Source organism: Candidatus Binatia bacterium (assembly GCA_029243485.1).
Classification (GTDB): domain Bacteria; phylum Desulfobacterota; class Binatia; order UBA12015; family UBA12015; genus VGTG01.
In genome coordinates, this window is sequence record JAQWRY010000071.1 from 22,361 (window position 1) to 41,719 (window position 19,359).

The 19,359-nt window shown below is 64.7% G+C and carries 18 protein-coding genes and 2 pseudogenes; 11 read left to right on the forward strand and 9 right to left on the reverse strand.

Features of this window, described 5'->3' with window-relative positions:
• Positions 1-2: 2 nt before the first annotated feature.
• Both P8R42_19820 and P8R42_19825 read right to left on the reverse strand, forming a co-directional pair.
• Positions 3-1,700: an amidohydrolase gene (locus tag P8R42_19820; protein MDG2306848.1), complete on the reverse strand. Its 1,698-nt coding sequence runs from the start codon at positions 1,698-1,700 to the stop codon at positions 3-5.
• Positions 1,701-1,944: 244 nt separating this feature from the next.
• Entirely contained in the window at positions 1,945-2,166 is a 222-nt protein-coding gene (locus P8R42_19825; GenBank protein ID MDG2306849.1) for a hypothetical protein, read from the reverse strand.
• Positions 2,167-2,178: 12 nt separating this feature from the next.
• Here P8R42_19825 and P8R42_19830 point away from each other — a divergent pair, with 12 nt between their 5' ends.
• The gene (locus tag P8R42_19830; protein MDG2306850.1) at positions 2,179-2,415 is read left to right on the forward strand and encodes a hypothetical protein; all 237 of its coding nucleotides are present in this window, start codon (positions 2,179-2,181) and stop codon (positions 2,413-2,415) included.
• Positions 2,416-2,538: 123 nt separating this feature from the next.
• Positions 2,539-3,129, forward strand: coding sequence for a phosphohydrolase (locus P8R42_19835; GenBank protein ID MDG2306851.1), 591 nt, complete (start codon positions 2,539-2,541; stop codon positions 3,127-3,129).
• Between the two features lie 59 nt (positions 3,130-3,188).
• Here P8R42_19835 and P8R42_19840 read toward each other — a convergent pair whose 3' ends face one another.
• Complete coding sequence (locus P8R42_19840; protein ID MDG2306852.1) at positions 3,189-4,319, reverse strand: LLM class flavin-dependent oxidoreductase; 1,131 nt, start codon at positions 4,317-4,319, stop codon at positions 3,189-3,191.
• 122 nt (positions 4,320-4,441) lie between these two features.
• Positions 4,442-5,254 carry an ion transporter gene (locus P8R42_19845; protein MDG2306853.1) on the reverse strand — a complete coding sequence of 271 codons (813 nt, stop codon included), beginning with the start codon at positions 5,252-5,254 and terminating at the stop codon, positions 4,442-4,444.
• Between the two features lie 96 nt (positions 5,255-5,350).
• Between P8R42_19845 and P8R42_19850 the strand changes: the two are divergent.
• From P8R42_19850 to P8R42_19860, 3 genes and pseudogenes are all read left to right on the forward strand, one after another.
• Positions 5,351-5,544, forward strand: a pseudogene (locus P8R42_19850) (aquaporin).
• Positions 5,545-5,554: 10 nt separating this feature from the next.
• A pseudogene (locus tag P8R42_19855) lies at positions 5,555-5,868 on the forward strand (aquaporin).
• 288 nt (positions 5,869-6,156) lie between these two features.
• Positions 6,157-6,558: a TM2 domain-containing protein gene (locus P8R42_19860; protein ID MDG2306854.1), complete on the forward strand. Its 402-nt coding sequence runs from the start codon at positions 6,157-6,159 to the stop codon at positions 6,556-6,558.
• Positions 6,559-6,623: 65 nt separating this feature from the next.
• Here the strand turns inward: P8R42_19860 and P8R42_19865 are convergent, their stop codons facing one another.
• On the reverse strand, positions 6,624-7,019 hold the full coding sequence (locus P8R42_19865) for a RidA family protein (protein ID MDG2306855.1): 396 nt from the start codon (positions 7,017-7,019) through the stop codon (positions 6,624-6,626).
• Positions 7,020-7,216: 197 nt separating this feature from the next.
• Here P8R42_19865 and P8R42_19870 point away from each other — a divergent pair, with 197 nt between their 5' ends.
• The 3 genes from P8R42_19870 to P8R42_19880 are packed head-to-tail and all read left to right on the forward strand — an operon-like array spanning position 7,217 to position 10,734.
• Positions 7,217-8,560, forward strand: coding sequence for an ATP-binding protein (locus tag P8R42_19870; protein ID MDG2306856.1), 1,344 nt, complete (start codon positions 7,217-7,219; stop codon positions 8,558-8,560).
• Between the two features lie 9 nt (positions 8,561-8,569).
• The gene (locus P8R42_19875; GenBank protein ID MDG2306857.1) at positions 8,570-9,985 is read left to right on the forward strand and encodes a sigma-54 dependent transcriptional regulator; all 1,416 of its coding nucleotides are present in this window, start codon (positions 8,570-8,572) and stop codon (positions 9,983-9,985) included.
• Positions 9,986-9,987: 2 nt separating this feature from the next.
• Positions 9,988-10,734, forward strand: coding sequence for a PspA/IM30 family protein (locus P8R42_19880; protein MDG2306858.1), 747 nt, complete (start codon positions 9,988-9,990; stop codon positions 10,732-10,734).
• A 50-nt stretch (positions 10,735-10,784) separates the two neighbouring features.
• On the opposite strand, the gene P8R42_19885 is transcribed toward P8R42_19880, so the two are convergent.
• The 4 genes from P8R42_19885 to pgeF form a co-directional block, all read right to left on the reverse strand.
• On the reverse strand, positions 10,785-11,117 hold the full coding sequence (locus tag P8R42_19885; GenBank protein MDG2306859.1) for a DUF4345 domain-containing protein: 333 nt from the start codon (positions 11,115-11,117) through the stop codon (positions 10,785-10,787).
• Positions 11,114-12,013: an ROK family protein gene (locus P8R42_19890; protein MDG2306860.1), complete on the reverse strand. Its 900-nt coding sequence runs from the start codon at positions 12,011-12,013 to the stop codon at positions 11,114-11,116. The genes P8R42_19885 and P8R42_19890 overlap by 4 nt, the downstream gene beginning before the upstream one ends.
• Positions 12,014-12,107: 94 nt before the next feature.
• Entirely contained in the window at positions 12,108-13,127 is a 1,020-nt protein-coding gene (locus P8R42_19895; GenBank protein MDG2306861.1) for an A/G-specific adenine glycosylase, read from the reverse strand.
• Positions 13,124-13,798: a peptidoglycan editing factor PgeF gene (gene pgeF, locus P8R42_19900; GenBank protein ID MDG2306862.1), complete on the reverse strand. Its 675-nt coding sequence runs from the start codon at positions 13,796-13,798 to the stop codon at positions 13,124-13,126. The genes P8R42_19895 and pgeF overlap by 4 nt, the downstream gene beginning before the upstream one ends.
• Positions 13,799-13,858: 60 nt before the next feature.
• On the opposite strand from pgeF, the gene P8R42_19905 reads away from it, so the two are divergent.
• From P8R42_19905 to uvrA, 3 genes are all read left to right on the forward strand, one after another.
• Positions 13,859-14,776, forward strand: coding sequence for a HEAT repeat domain-containing protein (locus P8R42_19905; GenBank protein ID MDG2306863.1), 918 nt, complete (start codon positions 13,859-13,861; stop codon positions 14,774-14,776).
• A gap of 71 nt (positions 14,777-14,847) precedes the next feature.
• Entirely contained in the window at positions 14,848-16,236 is a 1,389-nt protein-coding gene (locus P8R42_19910; GenBank protein MDG2306864.1) for a nicotinate phosphoribosyltransferase, read from the forward strand.
• A complete protein-coding gene (gene uvrA, locus P8R42_19915; protein MDG2306865.1) occupies positions 16,233-19,265 on the forward strand; it encodes an excinuclease ABC subunit UvrA in 3,033 nt (1,010 codons plus the stop codon). Before P8R42_19910 ends, uvrA begins: the two co-directional genes overlap by 4 nt.
• Positions 19,266-19,359: the final 94 nt, after the last annotated feature.

Below are 19,359 nucleotides of genomic sequence, written 5' to 3' on the forward strand. Positions count from 1 at the left end.
GACTAACCAACGTCCCTATCTCGAGTGTATGCGGTTTGGCCGTTGATGATGGTTTCTTCGACCTGGATTTGGTCGATGGTTTCGGGGGTGTCCAAGGGGGAGGAGGAGAGGATGACGAGGTCGGCGAGTTTGCCGGGTTCGAGGGAGCCTTTGGAGGCTTCTTCGAAGTGTTGGCGGGCGGCGTTGATGGTGACGCCGGCGAGGGCTTCCATCGGAGTGATGCGCTGCGCTTCGCCGATGACGTCGCCGCCGGTGGAGATGCGGTTCACCGCGGACCAAACGATGCGCAGCGGTTCCATTGGAACCACCGGGCTGTCGGCGTGCAGGGTCGGTTGGATGCCGCGGTCGATCGCGGTGCGCGCGGGGCTCATTCGGGCCGCGCGTTCCGGGCCCATGAAGATGTCGCGGTGGCGGTCGCCCCAGTAGTACGTGTGGAGGATGAAGAAGCTCGGTATCACGCCGAGCTCTGCCATGCGGTCGAGCTGATCCTCGCGGGCCATCTGGGAGTGGATGATGACCGGCCGCGTATCGTCGAACGGCTTTGCTTCGTTCGCGGCGTCGAAGGCATCGAGGATGTCGTCAATCGAGGCGTCCCCGTTGCCGTGCACCGCGAGCGGCAGCCCGGCCTTGTGGTAGCGAACGACGCGCTCACGCAGTTCGTCGGATGGAATTCGCGGATAGCCTCGGAAGTTCGGGTCGTCGCCGGGCGGCACGTGATACGGCTCGCTCAAATACCCGGTGTACCCCTGGATCGACCCGTCGGCGACGATCTTGATCCTGCCGATGCGAACCCACTCTTCGTCATACGTTTCGTGGGTCGCTCCGTCGTCGAGCATTTCGTCGGCGGTCTCCATTCCCGGCCACAGGACGAGCCGGAGCGGAATCAGTCCGACGCGCGAGGCCAGCGTAAGGCCGTCCATCAGCTCCCCGGTCGCATATCCGCTCTGCGCCGTCGTGGTGCCCGACGCGACGTATCGCTGCGCCGCTTCCTTGATCATCCGCAGGCCAGCCATCGTTCCCTGCGACGTGAGGCGCTCCATCACCGGTTCAGCGGCGGTCTCTTCCAGGACGCCGGTGGGCGACCCCGATGCATCCCGGCGGATTACGCCGCCTTTGGGGTCGGCACTGTCGCCGTCATACCCGACCAGCGCGAGTGCCGCGGAGTTCACCGTCGCGAGGTGCGCGGAGATGTGAATCAGGCCAATTGGATGCTCGGTGGAGATTCGATCGAGGTCCTCCCGCGTCGGGTGACGCTTCTGCGCGAGGAGCGTGTCGTCGTAACTCATTCCGACCACCCACTCGCCCTTGGGCGTATCGGCGGCCTGGAGCTTCATACGCTCGACGATGTCATCGATCGTCTTCATCTCTCCGATCGGCGGCGAGTTCAGATCGGCGATCTCGACGTAGGCGCCTTCACCGGGGAAATGCCCGTGTGCGTCGATGAACCCCGGCAGCAGCGCCTTGCCTTGAAGATCGATCACCTCGGCGTCGCCCGCGGCCCATGCAGCGACCTCTTCTTCGGTTCCGACGGCGGCTATTCGATTGCCCTGCACGCCGAGGGCCTCGACCACGCGTCGGTCCGGATCCATCGTGATCACTGGTCCGCCGCGATACATCACTCTTCGTTCGCCGCTGCGGAACAAGACGCCCCCGAGCACGATGATCGCAAGAACCGCCAGGAGAATCCGTAGGCTTCGCATCTCCCTTACCTGCGCGATCCAGGGTTGGAAGACAAGGCTCTACGAACGTCGTCTGCTTTTGGCCGCAGGAGTTGGGCATGGGGCTGATGGCGAACACGGAGGTGCCGCGGATTCACGCGATCGTGAACCCGTTTGGAGGCAAGAAGATCGGCCTCCGACTCCTCGAGGAGGCTCGCGCGGTCTTCGACGAAGCCGGCATCCAGTTTCTGACCTACGAAACCGAGTACGCCGGGCACGCCCGCGACTATGCCCGTTCGCTCCTTGTGGAGGGGGCAGATGTTCTCTTGCCGATCGGTGGTGACGGCACGCTCTTCGAGGTGGTGAACGGCCTGCTCGCGCGATTCTTGGCGGCGACATCCGCCAGGTCGATCTCGGCCACGTCCAATCCGAAGGCCGCGACGTACACGCGCTTTGCGCGCTTTTCTGGGGTTACGTCGCCGAACTTGCCGCTTGTGCCGAGCGTCATCGGTGGATGGGCGTGCAGCGCTGCACGGCCGCGGGTCTCCACGAGCCCTGGAAGACCGGCGCCCGTCCGGGCCGCCTCAGGATCGACGACGACGAAGTCAGCGACGATCAGTTCAGCCTCTTCCTCTGCGTGAATACCGAGTACATGGGTCGCGACAAAGTCGTTTTCCCCGAAGCGCGAATCGATGACGGCTACTGGGATCTCATCATCTGTCGTGCTCTCTCGAGGGGGAGGCGGGCGATCCGGTGAACGTCGACGGCGAGCCGAACCTGCCGATGCCGCTCCAATTTGCGGTCGAGCCGGGCGCCGTTCGCTTCGTGGCGCAATCGGCGCTCGCGCGCTATCGAAGTTTTCCGATAGGAGGGCCCGAAAATGGACGCAACAGATCCACCCGATACGACCTTCTCGCGGATGCAGGACGCAAGCCGAGACGACTACCAGGTGATCGCGGAACACTCGATCGAGTTTTTCGTGGGCCTGCCAGACCGCGTCCTGACGCACCTCGGGCTTCTCGCCGGCGACACGGGTGGCTACGCCGTCGATCGGCTGACGCACAGCCTTCAATCCGCGACGCGCGCGCATCGCGACGGACGAGACGAAGAGTACGTCGTCTGCGCGCTGATCCACGACATCGGCGATTCGCTCGCGACATCAAACCACGCGGATCTCGCTGCGACGATTCTCGAGCCGTTCGTTTCGGAGAAGAACCACTGGGTCGTGAAGCATCACGGCATCTTCCAGGGCTACTACTTCTTCCACCACCTCGGTCTCGATCGGAACATGCGCGATCGTTTCAAGGACAACGAGCACTTCCGGGACACGGCCGAGTTCTGTGCCAAGTACGATCAGAACTGCTTCGACGCGGAGTACGACACGATGCCACTCGAGGAGTTCGTGCCGATGGTGCGCAACGTTTTCAACAAGCGCCCCAAGAGTATCTACATGCCCGAGAACGAGAACTAAAAAGGGCGACCGGGTTTCCCCGGCCGCCCTTTCGAACCTTCGACCCGACGAGACGCGCTCTAGAAGCCGCCGCCGGTGGCGTTGTTCCGGTAGTGCGTGGTGCTGCAAACCGGGTCCTTGTCGTACTCGGGGATGACCTTCTGTCCGAAGAGCTCGAGGCACTCGTGCACTTCGTCCGGCTTCAGGTGGTTCGGCATGCCGAAGACCAGCTGGTCCATTCCGACGGCGTCGAACGCCTTGAGCTGCTCGGCAACCTCTTCCGGATTGCCGCAGAGAAGGGCGCCGGCTTCGATCGCTGCGTCGACGTCCTCGATCTTCATCTGGTTGGGCGTCTCCGGCCAAACCGGCGCGCCGGGAGGGGTCGGGAACGTGTCGTGGTAGAGGCACACGAGAGAGAAGATCAGTCCGCGGTCCGGGCGGCACGCGATCTCACGTGCGTGGTCGCGGTCCTTCATGCAGATGACCGAGTTCGTGACCATCACGTTGTTGTTCTGGTAGTCGCCGACCGGGTCGGTGCAGTTCGCGGCACCTTCCTTGTACGAATCGATCTGCGGCTTCATCGCGGCGACCGGCGAGAAGTTGAACCCGAGCGCACCGATGCCCATCTTGCCGGCCTTCTCGTACGTCTTGGGATTTCCGCAGGCGACCCACATTGCCGGATGAGCCGCTTTGTACGGCTTTGGCAGAATGTTGTGCGGCGTATCCATCTGGAAGTGGTCGCCTTGGAAGGTGTAATCCTTCTGGCGCCACATCTTGGGGATCTCCTTGATCACCTCGTCCCACTCGACCTTCGTGGACGACGTGTCGTGGATGTTGAACGTCGCGATCTCATGCGAGCCCGCGCCGCGTCCCGTGCCGAATTCGAACCGGCCCTGCGTGAGATGGTCGAGCATCGCGACCTTCTCGGCATTGCGCACCGGGTGATTCACCCGAGGGCTCAAGTTGAAGATGCCCGAACCGAGATGGATTCGCTCGGTCTGTGCGGCGAGGTATCCGAGGTAAACGTCGTTCGCCGAAATGTGGCTGTACTCTGTGAGGCCGTGGTGCTCGGTGGCCCAGCAGTACTTCCAATTATTCTTATCGGCGGTCTTGGTGTAGGCGATTTCGTTGAAGAGAGCTTCGTGCTCCTTCTCCGGAATGTGTGCGTTTTCGCCCGTACACGTACCTTGGATGAAGATTCCGAACTCCATCTGAACTCCCCTTCTCTAAGCTGACAGGTAAACGGCCGGTGACGCGCGCCGTCACCCGTTCGGGGGACTCTAGCGTCCGATTGAATGTTCGCAAGGCAGGTTTTCTGCAGGTTTTCGGAGTCTCAGCCCTTGGGGAACGAGCCGCCGCAGTGCGGGCAGATCGTGGCCTCGGCGCGTTGCCTCTTCAGTTCGTCGGTGAATCCGCTGGCGAGCACACCCGCCGGCAGCGCGAACATGATGAGGCCGAGGATCTGGATCCCCCCGGCAACGAGTTTCCCCATCGGGGTGACGGGCGTCGCGTCGCCGTACCCGACGGTGGTCAGCGTCGTGATGCCCCACCACATCGAGGCCGGGATGCTGGAGAAGTCCTCGGGGTTGTCCTGGTGCTCGAGGACGAACATGGTCGCGGAGGCGCAGAGGAGGAGCATCCCGCCGAGTGCCGCGGTGATCACGAGCTCTTCTCGTTTGTCGCGCAGGACACGAGCGAGGGTGTTCACCGCGCTCGAGTAGCGCCCGATCTTGAGGATGCGAAGGAGCGCGAAGAGGCGAAACACGCGGGCGGAGCGCATGGGCGTTCGCAGACCCAGCTCGACGGTGCCGATGTAGAAGGGGAGGATCGCGACGAGATCGATGAGCCCGAACGCGCTCGTCGCGTACCGCAACCGGCCGGAGATGGGGGAGGCGAATCGTTCCTCCTCGACGCACGACCAGATTCGAAGGAGGTACTCCACCGAGAACACAGCGACCGAGAAGAACTCGAAACGCCAGAAGAGGACTCGATACTGCTGTTGGATTGTGGGGACGCTCCCCGCGATCACGACCATCACGTTGAGTGCGATCAACACCAGGATCGCGAAGCTCACGAATTGATCCAGCCTGTTGTCGTTCTGGTCGAAGTCCAGAGCCATGTGGACCCGTTTGCGAAGTGCTCTCATCGGCCTCAGTCTACAACGTCGCTGGTGCGGCCAAAAGGAAATCGCGCCGAGTCTTGCCGCGAGGGGAGGGGGGCGCTTGCTCCCGCGGCGTCCTCTGTGGCAGCGGGGTTCCCCGAGCTCGGGATTGGGCTGCTCGGAGTCTCCTTCGCCTTCGGACTAACCGTCCTCACCATGGCCTGCTTGATCGAGCACATTTCGGGCTGCCACCTGAACCCCGCCGTCTCGATGGGGCTGTGGGGGGCGGCAGTTTCGAGGCGGGCGCGCTCGCGCCGTACATCGTTGCGCGGGTCGTCGGTGCGACGTCGGACGCCGGCCGGCTTCGCGATCGGTCTCGGCCTGGCCCTGATTTCCTGATCGGCATTCCCGTGACGAATCTCTGGGTGAACCCCGCGTGCAGCACCGGGCCCGCCCTCTTCGTCTGCGGCTGGGCGATCGCGCAGCTCTGGCTCTTCTGGGTCGCCGCCGACGGTGCCCGGGGACGTCACGTTGTATTCCCACTGGTCGAACACAGGTGCGAGTCCGTCGAGAAGGTTCACGGTCCCGGTCGAGTTTGGGGTCGAAGGTCCAGAGCTCGCGACCCGTTTCGGGCTCGAGAGCGATCACCCGGTTCCTAGGGGTCGTGAAGATCAGCCGGCCGCCTGTGACGACCGGCGTCGACTCGAACGCGCTGTCCCCGTTGATCTCGAGGGGAAAGCCCCCTTCGAAGAAGTCGCCGCGGTTGTCAGTCCAAGCTACCTTGATGCTGTCGACGTTCTCTTTACTGATGTCGATGAGCGGCGATCCGAAGCGCTCTTTTCGAGGCTCTCATGCGCGGGTGCTTTCATCGGCATCGAAGTTGCGCTTGCACTTCGCTCTAGAAGCCACACATTGGGGCAGGACGAGACGTCCCCGAGGAGAGCACCATGCAAGAGCATACGCATCTAAAATCAATTGGCTACATCCTCTGGATCTTCGGATTCACGGGCGCGCACCGCTTCTACTTCGGGAAGCCGATCTCGGGAACGATCTGGTTCCTCACCTTGGGCTTGCTTGGAATCGGTTGGCTCATCGATCTGTTTCTCATCCCGGGCATGCAGGCGGAGGCGGATCTCCGGTTCGAAGAGGGCCCCTACGATTACAACATCGCGTGGATCTGCATGACGTTCCTCGGCCTCTTCGGTGTCCACCGAATGTACATCGGAAAGTGGATCACCGGCTTCCTCTACCTCTTCACCGGCGGCTTCTTCCTGATCGGCCTCCTCTACGACTACTGGACCCTCAACGACCAGATCGCCGCAGAAAATGCCCAATACGTAGAGGCCTGACCGGAGAGGGACGTTGGTTAGTCGAGCCGAAAAAGTTTAGGCTAAACGTCGGCTAATCAACGTCCCTACCCGACGATCGCGTCGGCTTCGATTTCGACTAGGAGGTCGGGGGAGATGAGGCGCTTCACTTCGACCATCGTGGTGGCTGGGCGGATGTCGGCGAAGACTTCGCCGTGGACGCGGCCGATTGCTTCCCATTGGTCGATGTCGACGACGTAGATTCGCGTGCGTACGACGTCGCTGAGCTTTGCGCCGGCCCGTGCGAGGGCGCTCTCAATGTTGCGGAGGATCTGCCGGGTCTGGGCGGCGGGGTCGCCGACCCCCACGACCGAGCCGTCGTCCCCGGTCGCGGTGGTGCCCGACACCATCACGCGGTCTCCCAACCGGACGGCCCTGGAGTAGCCGACGATCGACTCCCAAGTTGTGCCGGTGGACACATTGTTCCTCGTCTCGGCGCTCATCGCAGCCCCTGATTTCAACCATTCCAGCCGCAGTCGCTTTACTGCAGTATGGATGATGCAGCCGCAGTCAGGCGGTTGCGTTCTGGGCCGCTCGCGGCCCGGTTTGGACGGTTTTCCAGGCTTTTGGTGGTGGCACGGGGGTTGCGGAGACATATCCCCAGACCCGCTCCACGACAACGGCGGGAGGGAAGGGACAGATGGCGGCCATATTCGGCTTCATCCTCGCACTCATGCTTTTCAAACACTTCAATCGCCAAACCCGATACTACCGGCGGCGGTACGAACTCGACGACGACGAGGCACTCCGCAGTGGGAGCCTGCGTCGGCAGCGTCGCAGCTCGTTCCCGGGCACACGGGGCGGTTCATCCTCGACGCCGAGCTCGAGTCCGACCGGCGATTCGCGCGAGGCGAGCTGGCACGAGGAGTGGGAGCGTCATTGGGCGGAGAAGTTCCGTCGTCAGGAAGAACGCCGCGAGCGCTACGTCGCGCGCCATTCCAAGCGCGAGCAGAAGCGCTCGAAGAAGCGACAGAAGCAGGCGGCGAAAGCCGGCGTCGGGGAGATGCCCGCCGACGAGTTCGAAGAGGGCATCGGCGAACTCTCTGAGCAGGCGATCCTGAAGCGCGCGAAGCAGCGCGCCAACGCCGAACTCGGCTTCTACAGTCACCTCACGAGCTACCTGAGTGTCATCGCGATGCTCGCGCTCATCAACATCTTCACCACTCGCTACCCGTGGTTCATGTGGCCGGCCCTCGGCTGGGGCATCGGCATATTCTCACACTACATGTCGGTCTTCGGGTCGCGTTCGCTGAAGGATCGCTACTTCTACCCAGCTGTCGAACGCGAAGTCCGTCGCGAGACGATGGAGGCGCGTACCGACAAGCAGGCGAGTATCGATGAGCTCTCCGCCTCTATCGCGCACGAGATCCGCAACCCGATCGCCGCGGCGAAGAGCCTGGTGCAACAGATGGGCGAAGATCCTCGCTCGATCGAGAACGTAGAATACGCGGGCGTGGCCCTCGACGAACTCGACCGCGTCGAGCGCAGTATCTCTCACCTTCTGAAGTACGCGAAGGAAGAGGACATCGAGTTCGCCCAGGTCAATCTCGCCGGAGTGATCGATTCGTCGCTCTCCGAAATGCGCGCGAAGCTTGACGCCGCCAACGTGGCCGTTGCCCGCAACTACATCGGTGGCCCGACGCTGATCGCCGACGGCGAGAAGCTCCGGCAGGTCTTCACAAACATCCTAGACAACGCGATCGACGCCTTCCCCGACGAGAAGGAAGAGAAGCGAATCGATCTCCACATCGAGAACGGCATCCCGAAACGCGTCCGCGTACGCTTGCGGGACAACGGAAACGGGATCCCTCCGGAGAAGATCGACCGGATCTTCAATCCGTTCTTCACAACGAAGGACGACGGGACAGGTCTCGGCATGGCGATCTCGAAGAAGATCGTCGAAGCCCACGAAGGAAAAATCGATGTCGTCAGCGAAGAGAGCCGTGGCACGGAGTTCGTGGTCACGCTCCCGCTGCCGGAGTAGGGGCGAATCATGGTTGGACGAATCCTAGTCGTCGACGACGAGAAAGCTCTGGTCCTCGCGCTGAAGGGCCTCCTTTCGAAGGAAGGCTACCAGGTCGACGTGGCCTACAGCGGCGAAGAGGCCATCGAGAAAATCGAGCCCGGCGCCTTCCACCTCATCATTACGGACCTGAGCCTCGGCGGATTGAGCGGCATGGACGTGCTCGCCCACGCCCGGGGAGTCGATGTGGCCGTCTCGGTGATCATGATCACGGCCTACGGTTCCGAGAAGATCGCGGTCGACGCGATGAAGCTCGGTGCGTGCGACTACATCCCGAAGCCGTTCGACAACGACGAGGTTCGGGTGATGGTCCGCAAGGTGATGGAAACCGCCTTGCTGCGCAGCGACCACCAGCGACTTCTCCAGCAAGTCCAAGAGGCCTACGGCTTCGAACAAATCGTCGGGAAGAGCCCGGCGATGCAGAACATCTTTTCGATGATCGAAAAGGTCGCTGACACCGACATCACGGTTCTGGTTCGCGGGCCGAGCGGTACCGGCAAGGAACTGGTTGCGAACGCGGTCCACTACCGCTCCTCACGTCGCGCGCGAACCATGGTGAAGATGAACTGCGCGGCGCTCTCGCAGGAGTTGGTAGAGAGCGAGCTGTTCGGGCACGAGAAGGGCGCCTTCACCGGTGCCGTAGCCCGGCGCGAGGGGAAGTTCGAGGCTGCGAACGGCGGCACACTTTTCCTCGACGAGGTCGGTGACATGCCGCTCGAGACGCAGGCGAAACTTTTGCGCGCCATTCAGGAGCGGGAGTTCGAGCGCGTCGGCGGCAACCAGCCCATCAAGGTCGACGTGCGGTTGATCGCCGCGACCAACCAGGATCTGGAGGCCGGCGTCCGAGCGGGCACGTTTCGCGAGGATCTCTACTACCGGCTGAAGGTCGTCGAAGTCGTCCTGCCGGCCCTGATCGAGCGGCGCGACGACATTCCGCTTCTGATCGATTGTTTCCTGAAGACCGCCGCCGAGCGTTTCAGGCGCGATCCCAAGCCGTTCACCGGTGAGGCGTTGGGCGCCGCGCTTGCGTACGAATGGCCGGGCAACGTGCGCGAGCTCAAGTCGGCGGTAGAACAGGCGCTGCTGTTGTCTTCCGGCGCGGAGATCACGGCGGGCGACCTCCTGGGCACCGGATCGAACGGGAACGGTCACGGGTCGGTGGAAACGGTGCCGGCCGACGGTCCTCCCTCCTTCCGCGAGGCGAAGGAACGCACCGTGCAGAATTTCGAGCGCCGCTTCCTCGAGGACGCTCTCCGCCGCAGTGGCGGCAACATCACCCGGGCCGCCGAAGCCGTCGGCATGTACCGGCAAAGCTTTCAACAAAAGATGCGCGAACTCGGGCTCACCGCCGCCGAGGCGATGAACGGCGCGCAGAAAGGGGTCTGACAATGAAGTTCTTTTCCCGACTGACCAATCTGATTCAGGGCACTCTCACGAACTGGATGGGACGGCGCGAGCGGCGCAATCCGGGGGCGGTATACGAAGCCGCGATCCAAGCGCGGCTCGAACAGTATGGTTCGCTGAGAGAGTCCGCCGCCGGCGTTCTCTACATGCGCGGCAAGCTCTCGGGTGAGGTCGAGCTGAAGGCCAACGCGCTGCGCTCGTTGACTCGTCAGATCGATATCGCCGTCGAGAGAGACGAAGATGACGTCGCCGTCGTTTTGATCGCACAGCGTCGCGCGCTGAAAGTCGAGGTCGACCGTGTGACCGCCGAGCTGAAAGAACTGCACACCGAGGCGGAGGCGGCGAAGAAAAACCTGGTCGCCTTTCAGAGCGATGTGATCCGTCTGCGCGAAGAGAAGGTGCACGCCATGGCGCGGCTCGCGAATGCAAAGGCCCGTCTTCGGCTTCAGGAGACGATCAAAGGGCTCACGCCGGATGCGGACGTCCAGGCGTTGGAGGAGGTGCGGGCCCACATCGATCGTCTGTCCGCCGAGGTTCAGGTGAGTCGAGAAGTTGGCGACTCCGAGCTCTCGGAGCGAATCGAAAAAGTGCATGAGGCCGAAGCGGACGCGGCAGCCCGCGGCGAGCTCGAAGAGCTGAAGCGCGTGAAGAAGCGCTCACTGGTTCGAGTCGACATTCCCGAGCCGGCGAAGGCGGCGGTCCCGCCGTCGAATGGGGCGCCCGCGTCCTGATCCGAAGCCGAATCCGATCGATTCGACGTTGAACAGCCGGAGCTGCCTCTTCAACGGGGGCAGCCCCGGTTGCGTTGTATCAGCGGCCCATCGACCGCCAGACTCACGAAGCGCCCGATGGTGAGACCGCCCATGAAGGTGAGGCCCACCCAGAGCGCCGAGCGGCGGAACGCAGGTCGCACGGCACCAGCGAGAAGCAGCATGCCGATGCCGATGTGCATCCCACCATACGCCGCACGCATCTCGTTGTGTGCGCTCACGCCCTCGACCTGAAGACCGAGAGGCGTCAAGAGGGTCTGCGGATCGACCAGCCCCGTGATCCCAGTGGCCAGGATTGCGAGACCGGAGAGCCCGAGGGTCACGATCTCGAGTGTGCGCCTCATCCTCGCGGAGCTTCGTCCGCGAGGAGTGCGGCGCCGATGACGCCGGCCGAATCCCCAAGCGCGTTCTTCCGGATCGGGGTGCGAAGCTCGTCGTTGAAGATGCGTGCCGCGACTTGGTCTCGGCCGCGATCGTAGAGAGCATCGAGATTCGAGACGCCCCCGCCGAGAACGATCACGGAGGGATCGAGAATCGAGATGAGGTTCGCCATCGCGCGTCCGAAGAGTGCGAGGTACGCGTCCAGGGTCGCGCTTGCGGTTGCGTCGCCGGCGGATGCGAGTGCCACGATCTCGGGGGCCCGGACGGAATCGCCACCGGCCTCGCGGTACGAGTTCTCGAGTGCCGGTCCCGACAGCAGCTTCTCGACGCAGCCGCGCTGGCCGCAGTAACAATGCGGCCCGTTCGGATCGATCGAGTGGTGCCCCCACTCACCGGCGATGTGCTGCGGGCCCGCCCAGATGCGGCCATTCACGACGATCCCGCCACCCACGCCGGTCCCGAGGATCACGCCGAAGACGACGTCGGCGTCGCGGGCCGCCCCCAGGCGCGCCTCCGCGAGCGCGAAGCAATTCGCGTCGTTCTCGATGCGAAGAGGAAACCCGAGCCGGGCCTCGAGCTCGGTCTGAAGCGGCTGCCCATTCAGACAGAGAGTGTTCGAGTTCTTGAGCGTTCCGTCCTCTGCCGAAAGGGAGCCTGGCGTGCCGATCCCCACGCGGTCGGTTCCGCCGGCGCGCCCGCGCAGCTCCTCAATGAGCCGGACGATCCGCTCAACGATGTGCTCGTAGCCGCCGTCCTGCTCCGTCGGGATGCGTTCACGTTCGACGACCTCCCCGTCTTGGGAAAGCACCGCTCCCTCGATCTTGGTGCCGCCGAGGTCGATGCCTATCGTCGCTTTCATGGGTGATGCAGGGGGCCCCGCTAAGCTGGTTTGCCTTGCAGGTGCACCGGAGGCAAGCGTGGCACGCCCACCCGTGCGCACCACAGACGCGGCGTCATGCGTGTCGCAGAGACTTCGTGAGCAGGGAAGAGCGTCCGAGCCCAGCCAGCTCGCCCGGTTCCACGACGCGCCGTTCGGCGGCTTTCTTGGACGGTTTGCCGACCAGGCGACGGAGCTCGGCGGCGGACACGGTCCGACTCTCGACCGTGACTTCGAAGGATCGGTGGAGAATCGCGTGTTTGAAGTCGGCGCGGTCGGGCGGCGCTCGAAGGAGCCGCACCGGGGGCAACCAGAGGTGGTCGAGGTGTTCGAAGGCGCCGCGTTCGAGGAGGAGTCGACCGTGCCTGTCCTTCAGTATGGTGACCGAAAGCCCCAAACGCTGCGTGGCCCGCCGCGGCTTCGGCGGCGGGTGCTTTTCGACCACGCGGCGGAGATGGGCTTCGCACATCGTTTGCAGAGGACACTGGCTGCAGCGCGGCGCCCGTGGGGAGCAGAGAGTTTCGCCGAGCTCCATGACGGCCTGGTTCCAGTCTCCGGCTCGTTCGCGCGCGAGGAGTCGGTCGGCCAGAGTCGTGTGTGGCTCGCCCCGTCCGTCGGGTCGTTTCAGACACTCCAGTCGGGAGAGGACGCGGATCACGTTCCCGTCGACCGCGGCGTGTGGTGCGCCGTACGCGATCGATAGAACGGCGGCGGCCGTGTACGCGCCGACGCCGGGGAGGCTCATCGCTTCGTCCCACGTTTTCGGAAACTGCTTCTCGCCACTCTCGTTCAGCCGCTGGGCGGCGCGGTGAAGCGACCGCGCCCGGGAGTAGTAACCGAGCCCTGACCACAGAGAGAGGACTTCTTCTTCGGTCGCTCGCGCAAGGGCGGCCATGGTCGGGAACGCCTCGAGGAACCGTTTGTAGGCGGGTTCGACGACGGCGATCCGCGTCTGCTGGAGCATGACCTCGGCGACCCAGATGCGGTAGGGGTTCGGTCGCCGTCGCCAGAGAAGCGGGCGCGCATGCTCGTCGTACCAGGCCAGGAGGGACGTGCGGCGCGCTTCGTCCCGCTTGGCGTCGGTGCTCTTCGTCACGATGCTGCGCGCAGTCCGATCCAGCTGAGTTGTCGCCCAGCGTCGGCGCCCTGCACCCGGTACGAAGCGAGATCGGCCCCGCCGCAGCTGGTGCAGGGACCGACGTGTTGGATCGAGTCGGGCGTGAGGCCGGTGCGTCGCAGGAGAATCTCGTTGACGGTGCGTAGATCCAGCCGGCCCTTGCCGGTGCGCCCGATCGTCCACGCAGTCCACATCTCGGTGCCGTACTGATCGACGAACTGCTCAGCGATCGCGCGATCGACCTCGTAGCAGCAGCCGCCGATCGAAGGGCCGAGAGCCGCCTGCATCTCGGCGACGTCGACGCCAAACCGGGTGACGAACTCGGCGACGGCACGGGGCACGATCCCGGCGAGGCTTCCCCGCCAGCCGGCGTGCACCGCTGCGACGACCCGAGCCTTCGGGGCGGCGAGCAGTACCGGAACGCAGTCGGCGGTGGCGATGGCCACTGCGACGCCGGGCGATCTCGTGAGGAGTCCGTCCGCATCCCCGGCGGGGGAGGCCGTCTGGGCGTCGGCGACGATGAGTTCGGCGCCGTGGACTTGCCTCACTCGAACGAGGTGGAGATCTTGCGCGACCGCGGTCTCCTGCGGCGCGAACCCGTGCTCTAGCCCCTCGAAGTTCCACCCCGCAGCGGTGAATGCGCCCGACATTTCGTCCCTATAGCAGAGCAGGCGTGGTCTCAGCGGCGTCGGCGTTGTAGACCGGATCGGATGTATCGGCTCGTCGTACTCCTGCTGGGTCTGCTCCTCGTGCCGCCGACGGCGAGAGCCGAGGATGATCCGTACCTCCTGACCATCGATCTCGGAGAGGCGATTCGAGTGCTCGGCGACGAGGACTCGTTCGAGCGCGAGCCGCTGGAGATCCTCCTCGTCGGTCTCGGCGACCGGGCTGTCCCCGCGCTCCGAAAGGGGTTGGCGACGGAGGATGAGGCCGTTCGGATGGGCATCATCGAGGTCCTCACGGAGACCGAGGCGGAAGGAGCTTCGGCGTTGCTGCTCGAACGGGCGAAGATGGATGATTCGATCTACGTTCGCGTCGAGGCGATCTCTGGTCTCGTCTCGCGGGATGCTCCGGAAGCGGCAGAGGTCGTTTCGAGTGCCCTCGCGAGCGATGAGCCGCTGCTCTACCGCGCTGCGTTCGGCGGCTGCGGTCGCTACTGCACTTCGCCGGAGCAACTGGATCGGATCGTCGCCTTTGCCTTCAGCGAGCCGGTGGTTCAGATGGTCGGGCCGCGCGGAGCGCTCGTGCGCACGGCTGGAATCCCGGAGCACCGGGCGGCCGTCGTCGCCGCGCTCGAACGGGGGGCCGCGCCGAAACTGGTGGCGGACGACCCCGAGGTGAGGGTTCGCGCTGCGATGTTGCTCGCCGCTCTGGAGGACGAACGCGCCGCTCCGGGCCTGGAGGTGGCTCTCGACCAGGAGATCGCAACGATGCTCCGGGTCCAGGCCATCGTGGCTCTCGGAGGCGTCGGCAACGAAAGCACCGTGACGACGGTCGGCGCCTCGCTCGCCACCCTTTCGCCCCTCATCCGGCCGGCGGCATGCAAGGCTCTGTCTATCCTTGCCTACCGTGGTGTCGAGGGTGCGTCGGCCGAGGCCGTGCAGCGAGGCTGTCCCGGCGCGAAGTGAGCGAACCCCCCGCACCCTTGCTCCACGAGAGCGCTCGCAGGACCGCGCCTGGATGGTAGAAGGGCCTCGTGATCGGCGAGAACCGCATCCTGCTCGCGGACAGCTACAAAGCCACGCACTGGCTTCAGTACCCGCCCGGCACCGAGCGCGTGTACTCGTACTTCGAGAGCCGGGGCGGTCTGTTCGACGAGATCGTGTTCTTCGGCCTCCAGTACGTGCTCGAGCGCTACCTCGCCGGGACCGTCGTGACGCGCGCCCACATCGAAGAGGCCGATGTCTTTTTCGGGGCTCACTTCGGCAACCCCGATCTGTTCCATCGCCGGGGCTGGGAGCACATCGTCGATGCACACGGGGGGCGGCTCCCGGTAGTCATCCGCGCGGTTCCCGAGGGCACTGCGGTACCGACCCGCAACGTTCTCTTCACCATCGAGAATACCGACCCCGAGTGCTTCTGGCTGACGAGCTATCTCGAAACGCTGCTCGTGCAGGTTTGGTACGGCTGCACCGTCGCGACGCTCTCGCGAGAGATGAAGCGGCTCATCGGCTCGTACCTCGAAGAGACCGGGGATCCCGCGGGGCTCGAGATGAAGCTGCAGGACTTCGGGTTCCGCGGCGTTTCGAGCGTGGAGTCGGCCGCGATCGGCGGCGCAGCGCACCTTGTGAACTTCCAGGGCACGGACAACGTCGTGGGCGCACTGTTCGCAAAGGAGTACTACGGTGCGGACATGGCCGGTTTTTCGATCCCGGCGGCCGAGCACTCCACGCAGACGGCTTGGGGTCGCGAGGCGGAAGAGGCGGCATTCGCCCATATGCTCACGACGTTTCCCGCGGGTCTCGTCGCCGTCGTGAGCGATTCCTGGGACGTACGCAACGCCTGTCGGAACCTTTGGGGGGATCGGCTGCGCGACCGCGTTCTCGAACGCGAGGGCACGTTGGTCGTGCGACCCGACTCGGGCGACCCACACCGCATGGTTCTGGACGTGCTCGAAATCCTCGGGGAGCGCTTTGGCACTGTGTTGAACCCGAAGGGCTACAAGCTTCTCCCGCCTCAGGTCGCGGTGATTCAGGGCGACGGCATCGACTACGACGAGACCGTTCGCATCCTTACGACGCTTCGGAAGAACGGTTGGTCGACGGAGAACATCACGCTGGGCATGGGTGGCGCACTTTTGCAGCGGCTCGATCGCGATACGCAGTCGTTCGCGTTCAAGTGCTCGGAGGTCGTGATCTCCGGTGAGCCTCGTGAAGTGTACAAGGATCCGGTGACGGACCCGGCGAAGGCGAGCAAGCGTGGACGCCTCGCGCTGATTCGTGACGAGGACGGACTCCGAACGGTCCCTGCGACGGACCCGCGCCCGGACGAGCTCGTCGAGGTCTTTCGCGACGGCGAGGTCCGACTTCGTCACTCGTGGTCGGACGTGCGCGAACGCGCTAGCTTGCCGGAGTTCGTTCGCTCGTGAAGGAACCCATCCAGATCCGCGGCGCGCGGACCCACAATCTGCGCGAAGTCACGTGCGAGTTCCCGCCCGCCGTCCTGACGGTCGTGACCGGAGTCTCGGGTTCGGGGAAGTCGAGCCTGGTTTTCGACACGCTCTACGCCGAAGGCCAGCGCCGGTTCGTCCAGTCGATGTCGACCTACTCCCGGATGTTCCTCGAGCGGATGGAGCGACCAGACGTCGATTTCATCAGCAACATCCCGCCGGCGATCGCTCTCGCCCAGAAGAACACGATCCGAAACGCGCGCTCCACGGTTGGTACGATCACCGAGATCAACGACCACCTTCGGCTCGTCTACGCTCACGTGGGCGAGGCGACCTGTACCGCGTGTGGCGGTCGCGTCGCCCGCGACGATCCGCATACCGGTCTCCTGGACCTCGAAGCGATGGGTGAGGGAACGGCCGTGCTCGTCGTGGCGCCCGTCGAGATCGCCGATCTCCCGCTCGAGAACGTGGCGACCGGGCTCCGGAAGCAGGGGTATCGGAGGCTGTGGATCGACGGGAAGGTGATCCGGCTCGACGAGGAGTCGGACGAGATCCCCGAACTGCCGAAGGCGGCGGAGACCGCGGCGGCCTACGGCGGTCGGCAGGTTCTGCCGGTCGTGATCGATCGCCTGACGATCGGGACCACACGCCAGGCTCGCTGCCGCGAGGCTCTCGAGGCTGCGTTTGCGCTCGCGCGGGGACGAGCGCTGCTTGTTCCGCAGGACGGCGGCGACCCGCGCACGCTCGATCGACGCTTCACGTGCCGTGACTGCGGACTCGAGCGCGGCGAGCTCGTGCCACATCTCTTTTCGTTCAACAGCCCGCTCGGGGCGTGTCCCGAGTGCCAGGGATTCGGTCGCGTCGCCGGGCTGGATCTCGACAAGGTCATCCCCGATCCGCGCGTGAGTCTGGATGAGGGGGCGGTCGCGCCGTGGACGACGCCGTCGGGCGAAGAGATGTGGGAGCGGATGCTCGCGGCGGCGAAGGATCACGGCATCCGGACGAAAGTTCCGTGGAAAGAGCTTCGCGACGAAGAGAAGGCGTTCGTGCTCGACGGAGAGCCGACCGGTGGCCCGCCTCTCAAGGGACGTCGGAAACGCTTCAAGGGAGTGCACGGCTTCTTCCGCTGGCTCGAACGCAAGCGCTATCGAACTCACGTTCGCGTCCTGATCGCGCGCTACCGAGGGTACACACCGTGCGGTGTTTGTTTGGGCGCTCGGCTTCAGCCCGACGCACTCGCAGTTCGAGTCGGTGGGTGGAACATCGCCGAACTCACCGAGCGACCGATCGCCGAAGCGCTCACGTGGGCCGACACGATCGCTGCGGACCCCCGGATCTCAGCGCGCGCGGCGACGCTCCTCTCAGAGGTCCGCAGTCGCCTCGGCTACCTGATGGAGGTAGGTCTCGACTATCTCACGCTCGGGAGGCAGGCGCGCACGCTGTCCGGGGGCGAAGCGCAGCGCATTCACCTCGCGAGTGCGCTCGGCTCGGCCCTCACCGACACGCTCTATTGCCTCGATGAGCCGACCGTCGGCCTGCATGCGCGAGACTCGGCGCGTCTCCTCGGAGTCCTCCGGGGACTGACCGAGGCCGGCAACACTGTAGTCGTGGTCGAGCACGACCCGTCGCTCATCGAAGGGGCCGACAACGTCATCGATCTGGGCCCCGGCGGTGGTGCCGGGGGGGGGCAGGTGCTCTACGCCGGTCCGCCCGAAGGTCTGCCTAAGGACACGAGTACCACGGCACGCTTTCTCGAGGTGCGCGGAGACGACGACACGGTTCCGCAGCGCGGCGCGGGGAAGGCCGGCGTCAGGATCGAAGGGGCGCGGGAGAACAACCTCCAGAACGTGACGGTCACGATTCCCGCCAAGAGGCTCGTCTGCCTCACGGGCGTCTCGGGCTCGGGCAAGTCGTCGCTCGCAGAGCAGGTTCTCTACAACGGCCATCTGCGCGAACAGGGTGAGGGTGTCGAGGCGGGTGCTTGTGACGCGATCCGTGGTCTCGAGGCCTTCGACGAGGTCGTCTTGATGAACCAGGCACCGGCCGGACGGTCGAGTCGGTCGAACGCGGCGACCTACCTGAAAGCGTACGACGAGATCCGCAAGCTCCTCGCCGCGACCACCGCTGCGAGGCAGGAGGGAATTCCGGCCGGGCACTTCTCATTCAATTCGAATGGCGGCCGGTGCGAAGAATGCGGCGGCATGGGCACGGTCACACTCGAGATGCACTTCATGGCCGACCTCGAAGTTGCGTGCGAGCAATGCTCCGGGACGCGGTTCAAGCCGCACGTGCTCGAGGTGCGCTATCGCGGTCGCAACGTGAACGAGATCCTCGGGCTCACGATCGACGAAGCCCGGGAGTTCTTCTCGGAACGGCCGCGGATTCGGGACCGCTTTGCGGCGCTCTCGCTCGTGGGCCTCGGCTACATCACGCTCGGGCAGGCGACGTCGACGCTATCGGGGGGTGAGGCGCAGCGCCTCAAGCTCGCGAGTTTCATCGACGCGGGTAACACGGCACAGCGGCTTCTGATCTTCGATGAACCGACAACCGGGCTTCACCTCTCCGACGTCGCCCGCCTGGTACGCGTCCTGCACGATCTGGTGGATCGCGGGAACACGATTCTGGTCGTAGAGCATAACCTCGATTTCATAGCGGCGGCCGACTGGGTGATCGACCTGGGCCCCGGAGGTGGCGACCGCGGCGGACAGCTCGTTGGCGAGGGAACGCCGCGAGACCTCGCGTGCGGCGGTGGAACGCCGACGGCAGACGCGCTCGCGGAGATCTTCGGTACGCCGACGGTTGCCCGGGACCCGAAGCCGGCGCCGAAGACGAAGGTCGCTCGGGCGCCCAAGCCTGCGCCGAAGAAGAAGGCCGCACCGAGGAGGAAGCCGGCGGCAAAGAAGAAGATCACGTCCAAGCCGAAGGCGACCGCCAAGAAGAAATCTACGAGCAGCAAGAAGACCGGCAGCACCAAGGCGGCGAGTGCGAGCCGCTCGGGGGCGCAGTGAGAACGACTCGACTCGTTCTTTCGCTTTCCCCGCTGGTTTCGCTCGCGTTGACCAGGTGCTGAGACGACGCGACGACGCTCACGACCGCCGGCGT